13 protein-coding genes are annotated in these 16,842 nt (G+C 44.0%); 11 read left to right on the top strand and 2 right to left on the bottom strand.

All coding sequences use genetic code 11. The features are described 5' to 3' along the window. Window positions 1–127: 127 nt before the first annotated feature. From ACKA06_RS06900 to ACKA06_RS06880, 5 genes are all read left to right on the top strand, one after another. Window positions 128–997 (top strand): HAD-IIB family hydrolase, encoded by an 870-nt coding sequence (locus ACKA06_RS06900; RefSeq protein ID WP_214873839.1) that lies wholly within the window; start codon window positions 128–130, stop codon window positions 995–997. A 160-nt stretch (window positions 998–1,157) separates the two neighbouring features. Beyond that, window positions 1,158–2,654, top strand: coding sequence for a coproporphyrinogen III oxidase (locus tag ACKA06_RS06895; RefSeq protein WP_032089285.1), 1,497 nt, complete (start codon window positions 1,158–1,160; stop codon window positions 2,652–2,654). 380 nt (window positions 2,655–3,034) lie between these two features. Further along, the gene (locus tag ACKA06_RS06890) at window positions 3,035–4,648 is read left to right on the top strand and encodes a long-chain fatty acid--CoA ligase (RefSeq protein WP_411159329.1); all 1,614 of its coding nucleotides are present in this window, start codon (window positions 3,035–3,037) and stop codon (window positions 4,646–4,648) included. 192 nt (window positions 4,649–4,840) lie between these two features. Then, entirely contained in the window at window positions 4,841–5,629 is a 789-nt protein-coding gene (locus ACKA06_RS06885) for an enoyl-CoA hydratase (RefSeq protein ID WP_318293703.1), read from the top strand. Window positions 5,630–5,849: 220 nt separating this feature from the next. Continuing rightward, complete coding sequence (locus ACKA06_RS06880; RefSeq protein ID WP_198258329.1) at window positions 5,850–7,229, top strand: N-acetylmuramoyl-L-alanine amidase; 1,380 nt, start codon at window positions 5,850–5,852, stop codon at window positions 7,227–7,229. A gap of 49 nt (window positions 7,230–7,278) precedes the next feature. On the opposite strand, the gene ACKA06_RS06875 is transcribed toward ACKA06_RS06880, so the two are convergent. Then, on the bottom strand, window positions 7,279–7,464 hold the full coding sequence (locus tag ACKA06_RS06875) for a YhzD family protein (protein WP_058298176.1): 186 nt from the start codon (window positions 7,462–7,464) through the stop codon (window positions 7,279–7,281). A 167-nt stretch (window positions 7,465–7,631) separates the two neighbouring features. On the opposite strand from ACKA06_RS06875, the gene ACKA06_RS06870 reads away from it, so the two are divergent. From ACKA06_RS06870 to ACKA06_RS06845, 6 genes are all read left to right on the top strand, one after another. Then, window positions 7,632–8,531 carry an ABC transporter ATP-binding protein gene (locus ACKA06_RS06870; protein ID WP_032089281.1) on the top strand — a complete coding sequence of 300 codons (900 nt, stop codon included), beginning with the start codon at window positions 7,632–7,634 and terminating at the stop codon, window positions 8,529–8,531. Then, a complete protein-coding gene (locus ACKA06_RS06865; protein WP_214873846.1) occupies window positions 8,524–9,774 on the top strand; it encodes an ABC transporter permease in 1,251 nt (416 codons plus the stop codon). Before ACKA06_RS06870 ends, ACKA06_RS06865 begins: the two co-directional genes overlap by 8 nt. A gap of 136 nt (window positions 9,775–9,910) precedes the next feature. Continuing rightward, on the top strand, window positions 9,911–11,128 hold the full coding sequence (locus ACKA06_RS06860) for a metallophosphoesterase family protein (RefSeq protein WP_411159328.1): 1,218 nt from the start codon (window positions 9,911–9,913) through the stop codon (window positions 11,126–11,128). Between the two features lie 16 nt (window positions 11,129–11,144). After that, window positions 11,145–14,108 (top strand): ATP-binding protein, encoded by a 2,964-nt coding sequence (locus ACKA06_RS06855; RefSeq protein ID WP_214873849.1) that lies wholly within the window; start codon window positions 11,145–11,147, stop codon window positions 14,106–14,108. A 79-nt stretch (window positions 14,109–14,187) separates the two neighbouring features. Next, complete coding sequence (gene yhaM / locus ACKA06_RS06850) at window positions 14,188–15,129, top strand: 3'-5' exoribonuclease YhaM (protein ID WP_032089277.1); 942 nt, start codon at window positions 14,188–14,190, stop codon at window positions 15,127–15,129. A 488-nt stretch (window positions 15,130–15,617) separates the two neighbouring features. Beyond that, window positions 15,618–15,794: a sporulation YhaL family protein gene (locus ACKA06_RS06845; protein WP_074439983.1), complete on the top strand. Its 177-nt coding sequence runs from the start codon at window positions 15,618–15,620 to the stop codon at window positions 15,792–15,794. Between the two features lie 60 nt (window positions 15,795–15,854). Here ACKA06_RS06845 and ACKA06_RS06840 read toward each other — a convergent pair whose 3' ends face one another. Next, window positions 15,855–16,799, bottom strand: a complete 945-nt coding sequence (locus ACKA06_RS06840; protein ID WP_411159327.1) for a peptidylprolyl isomerase — start codon at window positions 16,797–16,799, stop codon at window positions 15,855–15,857. Between the last annotated feature and the right edge of the window lie 43 nt (window positions 16,800–16,842).

Here is a 16,842-nt window from a genome sequence, read left to right as displayed (position 1 = left end):
TTAGAGTTGGTTAACGACTACTCTAGTGTGTTCGTCTCATTCACTAAAACCACCCTCTTGTCATATTTGTCTATATTTCTTCATAAAACTAAAGAAAGGAAGTAGACAACACTTAGGGGGGACACCAATGATTTATAGAATGATGGCACTTAATATCGACGGCTCTGTTGTTAATGAAAACGGAAAAATCGCAAAAGAAACAAAGGAAGCGATTGAGTACGTCCAAAATAAAGGAGTGCAGGTCACTCTTATCACAAGCAGAAACTTTGCTTCTGCCAGAAAGGTTGCAAAAGCCTTGAAGATAGACGGTCCAATCATCACCCACGGCGGGGCTTATATAGCTGCTGAACGGGATCGGCCGCTGTATGTGAGGAAAATTTCTGAGGCACTCACTTATGAGATCACACAATTCCTCGAAGGCTTCCCCGGACAGGTTCAGCTTTCACATGAAAAACAAAGCATTGTAGGCAAAGCGAATAATCAGTCCAAACTGACATCCACTCTGTCCTGGGATAGGGATTCACGATTTTTATACAGCAAGCAATACGTGAATGTGGTGAGCGACCACCTGCTTGAAAATCCTCTTGCTGTTCCGAAAATTTCTGTGCTGCTGGAACATAAAGAAGATGTTTGGGATATTGCTGCTTCACTGAAAGGAATGTACGAGGAAGTGGATGCGATCCCTACTTCCGAACATACCCTTGATATTCTTCCTAAAGGGGTCTCGAAACTAAGGGGGCTGTTGTACCTGTCTGAAAGGCTCGGCATCAGAAAAGAGCAGATTGTCATGGTAGGTGCGGGTATAGATGATGTCGACGCCATCAGATGCTGCGGACTCGGGGTCGCGATGGGAGAGGCGCCACGGGAGGTAAAAGCACATGCAGACTGGGTTACTAGAAGTCAGGACCTGAAAGGGCTCCCTTACTTCATCACAGAACTCTTCAGGAAGCAGCACCCGATTCCATTTCTTAAGAAAATGAACATCATCAGATCATGAACCCCAACGGGCCGATTAGGCGGAATGCTGCCTTATCGGCCCGTTCGCTTTTACAGTAGGTAATTTGATCATCAAACAGGCCGTTCCCGGGTTCATTGACCATTTTCATCCCTTTCTGTACACTAGAAAAAGCTAGTTTTATTGAAAGGTGATTATAAAGGTGAATATTTTAATAACAGGAGTGGCGGATGAACGTTTTGAACGGCCTCTGCGATTGATAGCCAATTTATTTTTTGAAGAGACAAGCATTTATTTTAATGAGTGCGATTCCGTTGATTTAAAAGTCCATATAGACATAAATACTGAAAATAGAATTGAGGCAAAAGCGGCTCTTGAGGACCCGGAAAGCGGAAAGGAAATCTGTTCTGAGTATTCGAAGGAATGGAGACCCTTTGAAACGGAGAAAGAAGGGTTCAGGCAGGTGAAGACTGCCCTTTCCCATGTCTATTTGAATGTACTGCAGGACCTCACCGGAATCAGGCAAAAATGGGGTATCCTCACAGGTATCCGCCCAACCAAGCTTATCCATAAACAAAACCAGATTGGCACGCCAAGGGAAGAAGTCCATGCAAAGCTGAAGGAAGAATATCTGATCACGGACGGAAAAATAGAGCTGATGCAGAACATCGTCGACCGCCAGCTCTCCGTCGTTCCGGATCTCTACGATGTCCAGAATGAAGTGAGCATTTATATCGGGATACCATTCTGCCCGACAAAATGTGCGTATTGTACATTTCCGGCCTATGCGATCCTCGGAAAACAGGGCCGCGTCGACTCGTTCCTTGCCGGTTTGCATTATGAAATTCAGGAAATGGGACGATGGCTGAAAGAAAAAGGGATCAAAATCACCACCATTTATTACGGCGGCGGGACACCTACGTCGATTACTGCCGTAGAGATGGATGCCTTATACGAAGAAATGTACCGATCCTTCCCCGATGTGGACAAGGTAAGGGAAGTGACGGTGGAAGCGGGCCGTCCGGATACGATTTCAGTGGAGAAACTGGAAGTGTTGAATAAGTGGAATATCGACCGGATATCCATCAACCCGCAGTCTTATACACAGGAAACCCTAAAGGCGATCGGGCGTCATCATACAGTGGAAGAAACAATCGACAAGTTCCATCTTGCCCGTCAAATGGGAATGAACAATATCAATATGGACTTGATCATCGGACTTCCAAATGAAGAGGTACTAGAACTTCAACATTCATTGGATGAAACGGAAAAGCTCATGCCTGAATCGTTGACGGTCCACACCTTGTCATTCAAACGTGCATCGGAAATGACCAAAAATAAAGAAAAGTATAAGGTAGCCGACAGGCTTGAGATTGAACGGATGATGAATCTTGCTGAGGAGTGGACCAGCGCGCACGGATACGAACCATACTATCTCTACCGCCAGAAAAATATCCTTGGGAACCTCGAGAACGTCGGGTATGCACTTCCCGGACAGGACAGCATCTATAACATCATGATCATGGAAGAGGTTCAGACCATAATCGGAATCGGCTGCGGCGCAGCAAGCAAATTCATCGACCCGAAGACAGGGAAAATCACCCACTTTGCAAATCCAAAAGAACCAAACGCATATAACCTTGCATTCAAAGAATACACCGAGAAGAAAATCAAGATATTGGATGAACTCTTCTCCTAACAAAAAGGCTGGGACAAAAGTGTCTCAGTTAAATTACCACCCGTACTGAATTGCCTGCCAGAAGTCAATTCAGTACGGGTTTTTTAGTTTGAATGTCCATTTTAGGTGTTGGGACTTTCCAGCGGTTGATTGGAGTGCCCGATGAACACTCCTATAAGAAAAGCCCTGCAGCTGGACAAACTTTGCCGCGAGAATGCCTGGAGGCTCACGGGCTAACGGGCTGCCCGCGAAAAGCAAAATTTGCACGGAAATCAAAAGCGGGGATTAATCATGATTCTGGGTAGTGTGAATTTACTTAAAGGAGAATGCAGCCGTTGAGGAGAATAGTACTAATAGATAGAAAATGAAAGCGCTTCACTAATTGAGGGGAGAGATCGAATATGATGCAAACACCTCTGCTTTTGACACAAATGATAGAACGAGCTGAAAAATACTTTCCAAAGAAAGAAATCGTGTCCCGCACAGAATCAGGGATCCAGCGCTTCACCTATAAACAATGGGGCGCACGGACAAGGCGCCTTGCAAGTGCACTCCATAAATTGGGAGTGAGAGAAGGAGACAAGGTAGGTACACTCGCCTGGAATCATCACCGCCATCTTGAAGCCTATTTTGCGATTCCATGCAGCGGAGCGGTCCTGCATACTATCAACATACGCCTGTCCCCCCAGCACATAAGCTATATCATCAATCATGCCGGGGACAAAGTACTGCTTATCGATGCTGATATCCTGCCGCTCATCGAAAAGATCAAAGACAGCATCCAGGGTGTCGAAGCCTTCATCGTCATGACGGATGGAGAAGTCCCGAAAACCTCGCTCGAAAACGTCTATCATTATGAAGAATTATTGAGCAACGGGGATCCGTCATTTTCTTTCCGTACGGACCTTGATGAGAATGCTCCTGCCGGGATGTGTTATACGTCTGCGACGACCGGAAATCCTAAAGGCGTCATTTATTCCCACCGCGGAATCGTGCTTCACGCCATGGCACTCGGTCTTGCTGATACCACGGGAGTATGTGAAAAGGATACGGCACTTCCGGTTGTACCGATGTTCCACGTGAACGCATGGGGTCTTCCTTTTGCTTCGGTATGGTTTGGTACGAAGCAGGTCCTTCCTGGTCCTTATTTTACACCGGGTATCCTTGCAAAGCTGATGCAGGATGAGAAGGTGACCATCACGGCCGGAGTCCCTACAATCTGGCTCGGGCTCCTCAATGAGATTGAACAGAATGAATACGACTTATCCAGTCTGCGTTCTATTTTATGCGGGGGATCTGCAGCACCGAGGGGGATGATCAAAGCATTTGAAGAAAGATTCGGAATCCCTTTCATGCACGCATACGGTATGACAGAGACAAGTCCTCTGGCCGTCATCGCTGCTTCGAAAAGCTATCACGCTGATTTGTCTGCCGATGAAAAGCTGGACTTAAAAGCAAAGCAGGGGATCCTTGTTCCCGGGCTTGAAATGAAAATTATCGGAAAAGACGGAGAAGCAGCCTGGGACGGGAAGGAAATGGGAGAGCTTGCCCTGAGAGGTCCATGGATCGCTTCCGAATATTATCAGGACGAACGGAGCCAGGATGCATTCCGTGACGGATGGCTCTATACCGGTGACGTCGTGACCATCGATGAAGAGGGTTATATAAAGATTGTTGACCGTACAAAAGATTTGATTAAATCCGGCGGTGAATGGATTTCTTCAGTCGATTTGGAAAATGCACTCATGGCCCATGAAGATATCTTCGAAGCAGCCGTTGTTGCAGTCCCACATGAGCAATGGCAGGAGCGCCCGGTCGCATGTGTCGTCTTAAAGGAATCTTCCCAGGGGAAAGTGATAAAAGAGGATATACTCGACTTCCTCAAACCCCAGTTCGCAAAATGGTGGATCCCAGACGATGTCCTCTTCATTAATGAAATCCCGAAAACATCCGTCGGTAAATTCCTGAAACGGACACTCAGGGATCAAGTGCAGGATAAAATCAAACAGGTGTGAATTTAGTGAGGTCAGCCGCTCGATAGGTTGACCTCTTTTTTAATTGCTAAATCAATTGAAGTAAATATATATAGGTAAATCAACAACGGCGGCAAGAAGTTTACTTATCGAGTAGTAAAACTATTCAAAAAATGATTCACTATTCATTTTTTATGAGGTATCCTAGAATGAAGGGGAGGGATTACATTGACAGTGTCAAACCATTATGAAACGGTCAAGCTACATAAAGAAGGAAGGGTGGCAAGGCTCCAGCTGAACCGCCCGAAATCTCTGAATGCTCTTGATGCAGGACTTATGAAAGATCTTCTTGGTGCATTAAAGGAAGTCAAAGCAGATCCTGAAGTTTCCATCCTGGTCCTGACAGGGGAAGGAAAGGGATTCTCTTCGGGAGGGGATATCAAATCGATGCTCATGCTGAGCGGAGAAGAACAATTCTCAGGGATCATGGATACAATCAGTGAACTGGTCATGACTCTGTATTCGATGCCGAAAGTGGTGGTAACCGGCATTCACGGGGCTGCTGCTGGTCTTGGATTCAGTTTGGCGCTTGCATCCGATTATATTTTATGTGAAGAAGACAGCAAGCTTGCGATGAACTTCATCGGAATCGGCTTGATCCCTGATGGGGGCAGCCACTTCCTGTTACAAGAAAGACTGGGAACCCATAAAGCAAAAAGGCTGATTTGGAACGGAAAAGTGTTCGAGGGGCAGGAAGCTTTGATGAAAGGGCTCGTCGATGAGGCACTCCCATCCGGAAAGCTGGAGGATGGCATAGAACGCTATATCAAACAATGCCTGGCCGCACCGACAAGAGCGATGCTCAAGACAAAGGAAGTGTACGTGTCACTGAATAAAGAAAGATTGCAGCACGCACTTGATCTGGAAAAAGAAGGACAATGGCTCATGCGCCAGACAGGTGATCACCAAGAAGGCGTCCGGGCATTCGTCGAAAAAAGAAGACCTGAATTTAAAGGAAACTAAACTCATAGATTACCGTACTATTAAAAGGTTCGTTACAGCTGCCATCGGCTGTAATGAACCTTTTCTTATTTTGACAGTTACAAATCAGAGCTTTGGGGTAAGGGAATAACTCAAGGCGAAGCCTAATAAATAGAGAATTTACTAGAGTTAAGAGAAATTTGTCCAGACAATCTATATTCTCGATGCATAAACTATTAATATCCTATAAAGGGGGAATACTATGAAGACGATTATATTAGATCCCGGGCACGGAGGAAGTGATCCCGGTGCAGCTTATAAAGGGAATGAAGAAAAAACGTTTAACTTGCTGACTGCCCTGAAAGTCAGGGAATATTTAATCGACAAGTATGAAGTACGCATACTCATGACCAGGAGCGAGAATAAAACCATGTCACTGACGGAACGAAGCAATTATGCCAACAGCACAAATGCCGATTTCTATTTATCCATTCACCACAATGCAGGAGGCGGTACAGGATTCGAGAGTTATACGTTTAACGGCAGCGTTCCTGCCGCAACCCTCACATACCAAACTGTCATTCATAATGGATTCACAAATGAAATTAAAAAGAAATATCCTGTCATTGACAGGGGAAAGAAAAGAGCGAATTTCCACGTATTGAGGGAAACCAAAATGCCTTCATTGCTGGTGGAAATCTTATTCATCGATAATGATAAAGACTTGTCGCTCCTAAACAATACAGGATTCAGGAACGACACCGCAATGCTCATAGCTGAGGGAGTCGCCAAAGCGTTATCACTTCCTGAGAAAAAGGAATCTCCAGGGGGACAGCTATTCAAGGTAATAGCCGGCTCATTCAATGACCGGAAAAATGCCGAAGACCGGGCTGCCCTCTTGAAGCAAAAATCCTATGATGCGTTCATCACTACGGTGGTGATCTCTGGTAAGACATATTACAGAGTACAGGCAGGTGCGTTTACCGATAAGGCCCGTGCCGAGAAGTTAATAGCGGAGCTAAATAAAGAAAAGATAGAGGCATTTATTTTAACGGAAGGGACAGGGAATGGAACTGCGCCACCTCCAGAACCGCCTGCAAAAGACGTGACCATCCTGGGAGAATCTCTATTGAAGGCGCATCAGCTGAATGAATTCGTCAAAACGATCAACAATGGAGCCCCATTGCTTGGAGAGTATTATATTAGGTATGGAAAGGAATACGGAATTCGCGGAGATATAGCATTTGGACAAGCGATTCATGAAACCAATTACTTCAGGTTCACCGGTCAGGTCAAGCCGGAACAGAACAATTTTGCGGGGCTCGGGACCACAGGACCCGGCGTCGATGGTGCTTCCTTTAAATCGCCTGAAGAAGGCGTCCTTGCCCATATCCAGCACCTGTATGCCTACGCGTCCAAGGAAAAGCTGCCGCCGTCGCATCCCCTTGTTGACCCGAGGTTCTCACTCGTCAACAGGGGGAGTGCGGGCTACTGGACTCAATTAAATGGAAAATGGGCAGTCCCCGGAACCACTTACGGGCAGAGTATTTTGAGCGTTTACAGGAGAAATCTGGCTCATGCACTTGCAGAAATTGAAATTCAAAAGAAAAACATTCAAGAGAGGCTGGATCTACTGGAATAAAACAGCCGGCATCCCTGAGCAACTAGTTTCAGGGATGCCGGTCATTTTTTTAGGCATGGAATAATACGAGCTTGCCAAGCGGGGAAGTGCATCGGTGAGTGTGGTCAAGGTATCCCTTTTCCTCCAATAATGATTCCCCTGTTTTCTTTGCCTCGTTGTCAGTCGATGCTTCAAATGTTTCATCAAGAATCTTTTTACCGTCTTTTTCAAAGACCGTGAGCTTATACGTTTTCATGATTTATACCCCTTTGTCTAGAAATCTTTCACTCTTATTATTTTTCCATACTATTGAAAAAATTAAAAGTATTTAGTTAAAATAATTAAAAGCCTGAAAAATGAAACCTTTTTCTGACAGAATCGTAAAGTAATGAGAAAAGGAAAAGATGAGAGGGGAAACTTCAAATGGGTTTATCTATTGGGCATGTCACCAAGAAGTTTGGCAGCTTTACGGCAGTGGACAACTTGTCCCTTACCATTGATACTGGAGAAATGTTCGGATTCCTGGGTGCGAATGGAGCCGGCAAGACGACCACGTTCAGGATGACACTTGGTCTCTTGGATCCGACTGCAGGGGAAATAACATGGGATGGAAGAAAGATTGATTATTCTACAAGCGGGGAAATTGGATATCTTCCTGAAGAAAGAGGTCTTTATCCCAAGATGAAAGTGAAGGATCAAATCGTGTATCTGGCGAGGCTCCGGGGGATGGACAAAAAGGAAATTGTAAAAGAATTAACTTACTGGCTGGAGCGATTCAATATACCGCAATATGCAGATAAAAAAGTAGAAGAGCTTTCGAAAGGGAACCAGCAAAAAATTCAATTCATCTCTTCAGTCATACATAAGCCTAAGCTGTTGATCCTTGACGAACCGTTCAGCGGACTTGATCCAGTAAATGTTGAATTGCTGAAAGAGGCAGTCAGGGATATGAAAAGGGAAGGGACTACCATTGTGTTCTCAAGCCACCGTATGGAACATGTCGAAGAATTGTGTGAGAGCTTATGCATCATGCACCATGGACGTCCTGTCGTACACGGGGGTCTGAAGGACATCAAGCGTTCCTTCGGTAAAAAGAATGTGGCCATTAATTCTGATGTAGATTTAGCTGAGCTGCAAAGTTTCAATGGTGTGACCAAATTCAGGGAAACGACAGAAGGGATCCTGCTGCAGGTAGAATCGGAGAAAACTGCGGAAGAAATCTTCCATCATGCAGCCCGAAAAGGATTCCTGCGCAAATTTGAACTGGAAGACCCGTCATTGAATGATATCTTCATAGAAAAGGTGGGGACTTCTTATGAATAAATTTTTTATCATGCTTGCGCATTCCTACTTTTCCAAGCTTAAAGCGAAATCGTTCATCATCTCAACCATCATCATTGCAGGCGCACTCGTATTGTTGACGAATTTCGATCAAATCCTGTCGAGTTTCGGCGGGGATGATGAAGAGAAAATTGTGGTACAGGATGAAACGGGATATCTTTATTCCATGCTGAAGGCACAGGTAACCGTTCTAAATAAAGACATTAAGTTATCTCCTTCTGATGATACAAATGAAGAAATAGAAAAGAAAATAGAAGACGAAGACATCGAGGGCCAGCTTATATTGACAGAGGGGAAAGACGGTCTGCCGAGCGCACTTTACAAATCAGCCTCCTTATCTGATTCCACGGTGACGTCTGATCTGCAGCTGGCACTTCAAAACATAAAATCTTCCCTTGCTGCAAATAAGCTTGAGCTTTCGAGTGAGGAATTGGCTGGATTGAGCGGACCTGTCACATTCGAAAAGGAAGCTCTGTCTGAAGGGGCTAAATCTGAAGAAGAATTAAGTCAGGCAAGAGGGATTGTATATGTACTATTATTCTTCATCTACTTTTCCGTTATCGCTTATGCCAATATGACGGCAATGGAAGTGGCAACTGAGAAAAGTTCACGCGTGATGGAGATCCTGATCTCCAGTGTGTCACCTGTAAAGCAAATGTTTGCAAAGATAATCGGGATCGGGCTTGTCGGATTGACTCAGCTGGCAGTCATCCTTGCAGTGGGTTATGTTACGCTGGTTAACAGGAAAGATGATTTTGCAGGGGGATTCTTTGAATCATTCGGATTTGAATCCTTGTCAGTAAGTGTGATCTTGTTTGCAGTCGTTTACTTTTTACTTGGTTATTTCCTTTATGCTACGCTTGCGGCTCTCCTGGGTTCGCTAGTCAGCAGGATCGAAGATGTTCAGCAGATGATCATGCCGATGACGTTCCTCATCATGATCGGTTTCTTTATCTCCATGTTCGGTCTTGGCAATCCTGAATCAAGTTTCATCACTGTTACATCCTATATTCCATTCTTTACCCCGATGGTCATGTTCCTGCGGGCCGGAATGCTGGATTTACCTGTTTATGAACCAATCATTGGCATCTTGATCCTGGTAGCAACGATTATTTTGCTGGGAGTCTTTGGCGCGCGTGTATATCGCGGTGGTGTGCTGCTTTACGGGAAATCAAATTCGTATAAGGACATCAAGAAAGCGATTGATCTTACAAATAATAAATAATTTGTGGACTGTCTCCTGAAGAGGGGGCAGTTTTTATATTTTTTCTTATACTTTTTCTGATACAGGCTGAAATAACGGCTGCTTTTAGGATATAATGAAAATACAGAACGTACATTCGTAAGTGAGGAGGGGCCGAATGGAGAAAATACGATTTATTCATTGTGCCGACCTGCATCTGGACAGCCCGTTCAGAGGTCTGCAGCATTTGCCGGCAGAGTTATTTGCACGCATTCAGAACAGCACATTTGCCTCATTTGAAAAGCTGGTAAAAAGAGCGATACATGAGCAGGTTGACTTCATTGTCATAAGCGGTGATCTGTTTGATGAGGAAGATCGAAGTATCCGGGCGCAGGCCAGATTGCTGAATCAATTTAACTTGTTATATAAGAATGAAATTCCAGTCTATGTCATTCACGGAAATCATGACTATCTGGGCGGATTCCGGTTGAAGCTTGATATGCCAGATAATATTCATGTATTTAATAATGAAACGGAAGTGAAGGAACTGATCACCAAAAAAGGTGCTGTTGTTAAATTAACAGGATTCAGCTATGACACCAGGCATATCCGTGACCGGCGAATCTCAGAATATCCAAAGCAGCTTGAGGCCGATTATGTCATCGGACTGCTGCACGGAAGTGAGGGGAGTCTTCACTCCGAACACGAAAATTATGCCCCTTTCTCAATCAGTGAACTAAAAGAGAAGAACTACCATTATTGGGCACTGGGTCATATTCACCAGCGGCAGGTCCTGAACCCGGACCCCCCTATTGTCTACCCGGGCAATATTCAAGGGAGACATCGTAAAGAGACGGGTGAAAAGGGATGCTACCTTGTCGAGTTAGATAAACACGATTCCTTTCTTACATTCATCCCGACACAGGAAATGATTTGGGGGGAAGTGGAAGTGTCACTGGCCGGGTTTGAGCGGTTCGGTGAAATTTATCAACATATCAAAAGGGCAGCTGAGGAGTATGAAACACAGGTTGACTGTTTGCTTCAAATACATATCAGAGATGTGAACGGCTTATCCCCGGATGTACTGGCGGCAGTCGAAAACGGTGATCTCCTTCAAGCGCTGCAGGAGGATTCAGCCGAAGGAGAGACCGTCCGTTGGATCCACTCCATTAAGTCAGTCCCTTCTGAAACGGACATCGATAGTAAAGATCCATTCATCAAGGATGTCTTGCAAACCCTTAAAAAAATGGATGCCGAAGATGGCAGGAAGGCTTTAGCTGAACTAATTGAGCATCCTGGCCTGTATCGGTTCCTGGACCCTTTGGGAGAAGAGGAAATGTCAGATTTGGTTCAGGAAGCAGTAGAATTAATCCTATACCCAAAGCGGGTGCAGTAAGAAAAGAGGTGCCGTGATGAAAATCACCCAGTTACATATTTACGGTTATGGAAAGCTGATAAATAAGGTTTACTCTATAGAGGACCTTCAACTATTCTATGGAGAAAATGAGGCAGGGAAATCTACCATCATGTCTTTCATCCATAGTATCCTGTTTGGGTTCCCAACCAGGCAGCAATCCGAGCTTCGTTATGAACCGAAGGAATCCACGGAATATGGCGGAAAGGTCCTTTGTGTCTCTGAGAAGCATGGGAAGGTCAGCATTGAACGGATTAGAGGAAAAGCAGCGGGTGATGTTACCGTTCAATTTGAAGATGGATCCTCAGGAGGGGAAGAAGCACTGCTGGATTTGTTGGGAAGTGTGGACAAGACGACTTATCGGAATATCTTTTCCTTTAATCTTGATGGGCTGCAGGATATACATAAATTGAAAAAAGAAGAACTGAATCGTTATTTATTCAGTGCAGGTTCTACCGGCACCGACCTGCTGCTGCAAATGGAACAAAATTGGCAAAAAGAACGGGAACAATTATTTAAAAGGTCGGGAAGAAAGCCGGTAATCAATACAAAACTGGGCGAATTGAAGGCGTTGGAAAAGAACATCGCGGAAGCCAGGGAAAAAAATAAACAATATGGACCGCTCCAGGAGGAAAAGCAGTTATTGGAGTCTGCCATTTCTACTCTGGAAGAAGAAAAAGAAGCCCTTTCAAAAGAAAAAGAAGGTTTGCAAGTAATTGAAGAACAATGGGAGCCTCTTACTGAATTTGTTGCCACCTCCACTAAATTGGAGGCATTCGAAGATGTTTATTTCCCTCCTCAGGGGGCAGAACGACTGAATGCTTTGAAAGCAGAGTGGAGGCAGGTTTCCTCTTATCTGGAAACCCTCGATTCGAAACAAAGGAAGCTCTCTGAAAAGCTTGAAGATACACAGCAGGCTTCTCAATTCATTTCAGAAAGCCAGCAAGTCGAATCCATGCTGGCACAGCAGCCTGTCTACATGAAGTGGAGGGATGACCTGAGAGAGATGAACCGGGAAATCAGGGCATTGCAAAGCGGAATAAGGGAAGCGATGAGAGAACTTGATTTGAATGCTGAGGAAAAAGATATTTCTTCCATCAATACCGGGATGCTGATGGGAGATCGAATCGAAAAGGCATTGCGGGAAAAAACAAAATGCCAAAATGAACAGGAAACCCTATTAAACCAGTTGCAAGAAGAAAAAGAAGCCTTGATCATCATTGAACGGAAGTGTGATGAACTTGAAGAGCTTCTTATGGAGGAAGAAGAGTATCAGGCATTGCAGAGAAAAGTGAAACAACATTCTTACAGCCAGGTTTCCCAACATCGGAAAATATGGGTCCAAAACCAGCTTGAAGATGGAGAGAAAGAAGTGAAGGAAAAACGCAAATCTTTTTCCAATCAGCTCTTATACAGCTCCATCATAATTATCCTATTGACGGGTTTCAGTGTCTGGGCCATCATAAATGATTCTTCTATGTGGACCTTCAGTATTATGATCATTGCCCTGCTTGCCGTTAATCTATGGAAAACAAGACAGTATGTAAATGAAAAGCTGACCCATCTTGCAAATTTGAGAGGGAAACTCCGTGAATTCTCGGGGGGAAGCAGCAAAATAATGGACGAAGAGGCTCCTCTTGAAACTTCAGAAAAAGTCTTAAAAGAACAATTGGAGATTCGAAGTGAATGGAAGCAGCGAATCCTTCAAATGGAAGAACAAAGTGCGAAAATAGAAAAATTGAATAAGCAGGCAGAATCCATCCAGTCCAGATTGACCGCTGATTTTCAATCAATTGAAAAAGTGAAAGCGGAATTATATCTCCCGGCTGAATTTCCTGCTGAGTGGCTGAGGGACGCATTCGGAAAACTGAAAGAACTGGTGAATTCGTATGAAAAGTTGCGGCGATTAATGGAGGAGGAAAAGATTCTTCAAGAGAAGATTGATGACTTCTCCACAGGATGTGAAGAATGGTTCATCCGGCATTCGATCACATTTACAACGGTGGAAGAAGCATTCACGAAAATGAAAAGCATAATTCAGGATATTGAAAGAAATAAATTGATTCACGAACAAATTCAGGGTGACTTAGAATCGCTGCGTCTGGAAAGAGAGCAATCCCTATCACAGGTGAGAAAAATCGATGATGAGATCCATTCCTTGTTGGAAGAGGCGGGATGCAGGGACGAGGAGGAATTCCGCGCACTTTCACTGAAGTCTGAGGAGAGGAAAGTGCTGCTTGCAAGCTTTGAAGGAATGAAGACAAGAGTCAATCAGCAAACGTTGGACATCTTTACTGAATTCGAATTCAAAGAAGACGTAACCAAAAGGCTAAGTGAATTGGGACAAAGGCTAAATGAACTGATAAAAGAAGTGTCATCGTGCAGGAAGAGGCTGGCATCAGTCGAGCATGAAATCAATTTGCTGGAAGAGGGCACAGGCTATTCGAGGCTTCTGCAGGAGTTTCAAGAGAAAAAGGCTGATTTGCGTGAATATGTGATGAAATGGTCCAAGTTTACACTGGCCCGGGAAAGTCTCAAGAAAACCATTGATCATTATCAGCAAACAAAGATGCCGAATGTGATTGCGCTGGCTGAGGAGAATTTCTCTGTATTGACCGAGGGGATTTATCACACCATTCGTGTGAGCAATGAAACAATAGAAGTCGAGCGAAAGGATGGCGTGCGGTTCCAGGCTGTCGAGCTGAGTCAGGGAACGAAGGAGCAGCTTTATATTTCCATCAGGTTTGCACTGGTTCGATCTTTCAGGGACATATATAAACTTCCGCTGCTGATCGATGATGGAGCGGTGAATTTTGACCGTGATAGAACGAATGCATTTCAGAAACTGTTGAGAACAATGGAAAAAGAACATCAAATCATCCTTTTTACATGCCACCCTCATATCAGAAGTTACTATAAAGAAAATGAAGTGATTCTATTAGAAAAAGCCGTAATGGTTTAAGCAAGGAAAAGCACGGAAAACAATGAGTCTATCATATATGTTATACTGAAACTGATTAAAAAGAGGACGGAGGATTACGATGACAGGAATCATGACATTCAATGCAGGGGAAACGGTCGATCTGCATCTGCTTATAAAACAGATGACCAAAGGGACAACAAATGCCGGAAAGCCATTTTTGACGCTCATTCTCCAGGATAAAAGCGGAGAAATGGAGGCGAAGCTTTGGGACGCCTCGGAGCAGGATGAAAAAGCATTCCAGCCTGAAACCATTGTAAAAGTAATTGGGGATGTCCATAACTACCGGGGGAAAAATCAACTGAAAATAAAGCAGATCCGTCCTGCATCACCGGCAGATGGACATAAAATTTCAGATTTTCTCCAAACTGCACCGTTGTCGATCGATGAGATGACGAGTAAAATCACACAATATATCTTCGAAATGAGAAATCCAAATATACAGCGCATCACGAGGCATCTGCTTAAGAAATATCAAAAGCCGTTCCTTGAGTATCCCGCGGCCACAAAAAATCATCATGAATTCGTATCGGGACTTGCATATCATGTCGTATCGATGCTTGACTTATCAAAGGCAATTGCAAGCCTTTATCCGTCACTTGATACTGACCTGTTGTATGCAGGGGTCATCCTTCACGATCTGGGGAAGGTCATGGAACTGTCAGGAGCCACTTCCACTACCTACACGATAGAAGGGAATCTTCTGGGGCATATTTCCATTATGGTCAATGAAATCGGGAAAACAGCTGAAGAGTTAGGAATCGAAGGAGAAGAAGTGATGATCCTTCAGCATATGGTATTGAGCCACCACGGAAAAGCGGAGTGGGGAAGCCCGAAACCGCCGATGATCCGTGAAGCGGAAATCCTTCATTATATCGATAACGTCGATGCAAAGATGAATATGCTCGACCGTGCACTTGAACGCGTTAAACCGGGTGAATACACCGAAAGAATCTTCCCGCTGGATAATCGTTCTTTCTACAAACCGACATTTCATAAATAATAAAGTTGTTGATTGAAAAAGTTTTCTGAAGAAAACCCAAACTGATTTGCATGTGATAAGGCAAATCAGTTCGGGTTTTTTATTTGTTCAACCAAGTACATTTAGATTTTAGTTCTTTCCAGCGGTTGATCGGAGTGCAAGACGAAGACTCCTATCAGAAAAGCGGAAGGGCTTTGCTCAGAGGCGTGTGGCATAAGACGAATCGGCCAGGAAGGCGTTCTTTGCCTTCTTGGTCGGTTTGGCTTATGACATGTGCCTCTAAGCCCTGCAGCTGGACAGTTAACTCTCCTTACTAAGAGAGGAGGCTCACAGGTCACCCGCGGAAAACGAAGTCTTGTACGGAAATCATTTGCGGTATTGATAGACTTCAAAATATATAACCAGCAACAATTAAATCCCTTTAAATGAATCTTCAATATTAGGTTATGTTTCCGACAGGCATCTCATATAGTATCAATAAGAGGACAAACTATAAGGAGATGAAATAAATGACTCTACCAATTTGGATGTACTTCGTTGTGGCAGGAATCTTTGCTAGCGCCTTTATGACAATCAAATCAGCAAAGGAAGAAAAACAGGTGGAAGATGAATGGATTGAAAAAGAAGGGGAAGTGTACATCTCCCGGATGCAGGATGAGAAAGAACGGAGACGTCAATTTTCTTGAAATATAAAAAGAAGCCTGAAGGAGTTACTTTCTCCTTCAGGCTTCTTTTATTTATCTTTATTATTCAGCAGCTGGCTTTTCTTCACTCTCCGGGACAGGTGTTTCCCCGTTTTCTGGTGCAGCCGGCGGATTCAATACTTGGTCAAATGATTTTTTCAAATCTTTGTCTTTGATATTCAGGTCAGCTTTTTCTATCTCGCGCTTCATTGCTTCCTGGATTTTTTGAGGATCTACTTTAGAAAGTTTTAGTTCTTTCTCAAGTTCCTTTTTCATTTCATCGAATGATTTCTTTTCATTCTTATCAGTGACTTCGATGATATGGTAGCCGTATTCAGTTTTGATCGGCTCGCTGACTTTCCCTTTTTCTAATGTATCAAGTGCTTTTGAGAATTCAGGCACAAAATTCTGACGTCCCGCATAATCTACCCATCCAAGGCTTCCGCCCTTTTCGGCAGAACCGGGATCTTTTGAATACTCCTTAGCAAGTTCTTCGAAGTTACCGCCGTCCGCCAGTTTTTGTTTTACTTCCTTGGCAGTTTTTTCATCATCTACAAGGATGTGGCGGACTTCAATTTCAGGTTTCCACTTCTCATAATATTCCTTGAGTTCTTTTTCAGAGACTTTCACATCAGAGGTAGCCGCTTTTTCCTGAAGAAGTTGAAGCTTCAAGTATTCTTTAAATGACTTTTCATTAAGATTGTACTGCTGAAGGAACATATCGAATTGAGGCCCGAGCTGGTCTTTCGCTTCATTCAATTTCTCATCCACTTCTTTGTCGCTGACTTTGTATTTATCAGACAGGACCTTTGTGTAAACAAGTTCCTGAAGCGCCTGCTCCATTTGTGGAGTGAATTTTTGCTTCATTGATTTGTATAATTCATCCTTGGTCACATCTCCGGCTTTAGTCGTTGCAACCACGTCACTTTTGTCTGCACTGTCTCCGCTGCAGCCTGCAAGGCCGATCATCCCGGTTGCAAGGGTCACTGAAATAATCCATTTTTTCATGCTGAACATCTCCTAGTATATAGATTGTTACGACTTGTCAAAA

The sequence above is a fragment of the Rossellomorea oryzaecorticis genome (assembly GCF_045897515.1).
GTDB lineage: Bacteria > Bacillota > Bacilli > Bacillales > Bacillaceae_B > Rossellomorea > Rossellomorea enclensis.
The sequence above is the reverse complement of the archived record's forward strand: the minus strand, read 5'-3'. Positions and strand labels throughout refer to the sequence as shown.

Coding starts and splice junctions, on each gene's coding strand:
- ACKA06_RS06900 (WP_214873839.1), top strand. CDS start 128: ATGATTTATAGAATGATGGCACTTAATATCGACGGCTCTGTTGTTAAT.
- ACKA06_RS06890 (WP_411159329.1), top strand. CDS start 3,035: ATGATGCAAACACCTCTGCTTTTGACACAAATGATAGAACGAGCTGAA.
- ACKA06_RS06880 (WP_198258329.1), top strand. CDS start 5,850: ATGAAGACGATTATATTAGATCCCGGGCACGGAGGAAGTGATCCCGGT.
- ACKA06_RS06875 (WP_058298176.1), bottom strand. CDS start 7,464: ATGAAAACGTATAAGCTCACGGTCTTTGAAAAAGACGGTAAAAAGATT.
- ACKA06_RS06870 (WP_032089281.1), top strand. CDS start 7,632: ATGGGTTTATCTATTGGGCATGTCACCAAGAAGTTTGGCAGCTTTACG.
- ACKA06_RS06865 (WP_214873846.1), top strand. CDS start 8,524: ATGAATAAATTTTTTATCATGCTTGCGCATTCCTACTTTTCCAAGCTT.
- ACKA06_RS06860 (WP_411159328.1), top strand. CDS start 9,911: ATGGAGAAAATACGATTTATTCATTGTGCCGACCTGCATCTGGACAGC.
- ACKA06_RS06855 (WP_214873849.1), top strand. CDS start 11,145: ATGAAAATCACCCAGTTACATATTTACGGTTATGGAAAGCTGATAAAT.
- yhaM (WP_032089277.1), top strand. CDS start 14,188: ATGACAGGAATCATGACATTCAATGCAGGGGAAACGGTCGATCTGCAT.
- ACKA06_RS06845 (WP_074439983.1), top strand. CDS start 15,618: ATGACTCTACCAATTTGGATGTACTTCGTTGTGGCAGGAATCTTTGCT.
- ACKA06_RS06840 (WP_411159327.1), bottom strand. CDS start 16,799: ATGAAAAAATGGATTATTTCAGTGACCCTTGCAACCGGGATGATCGGC.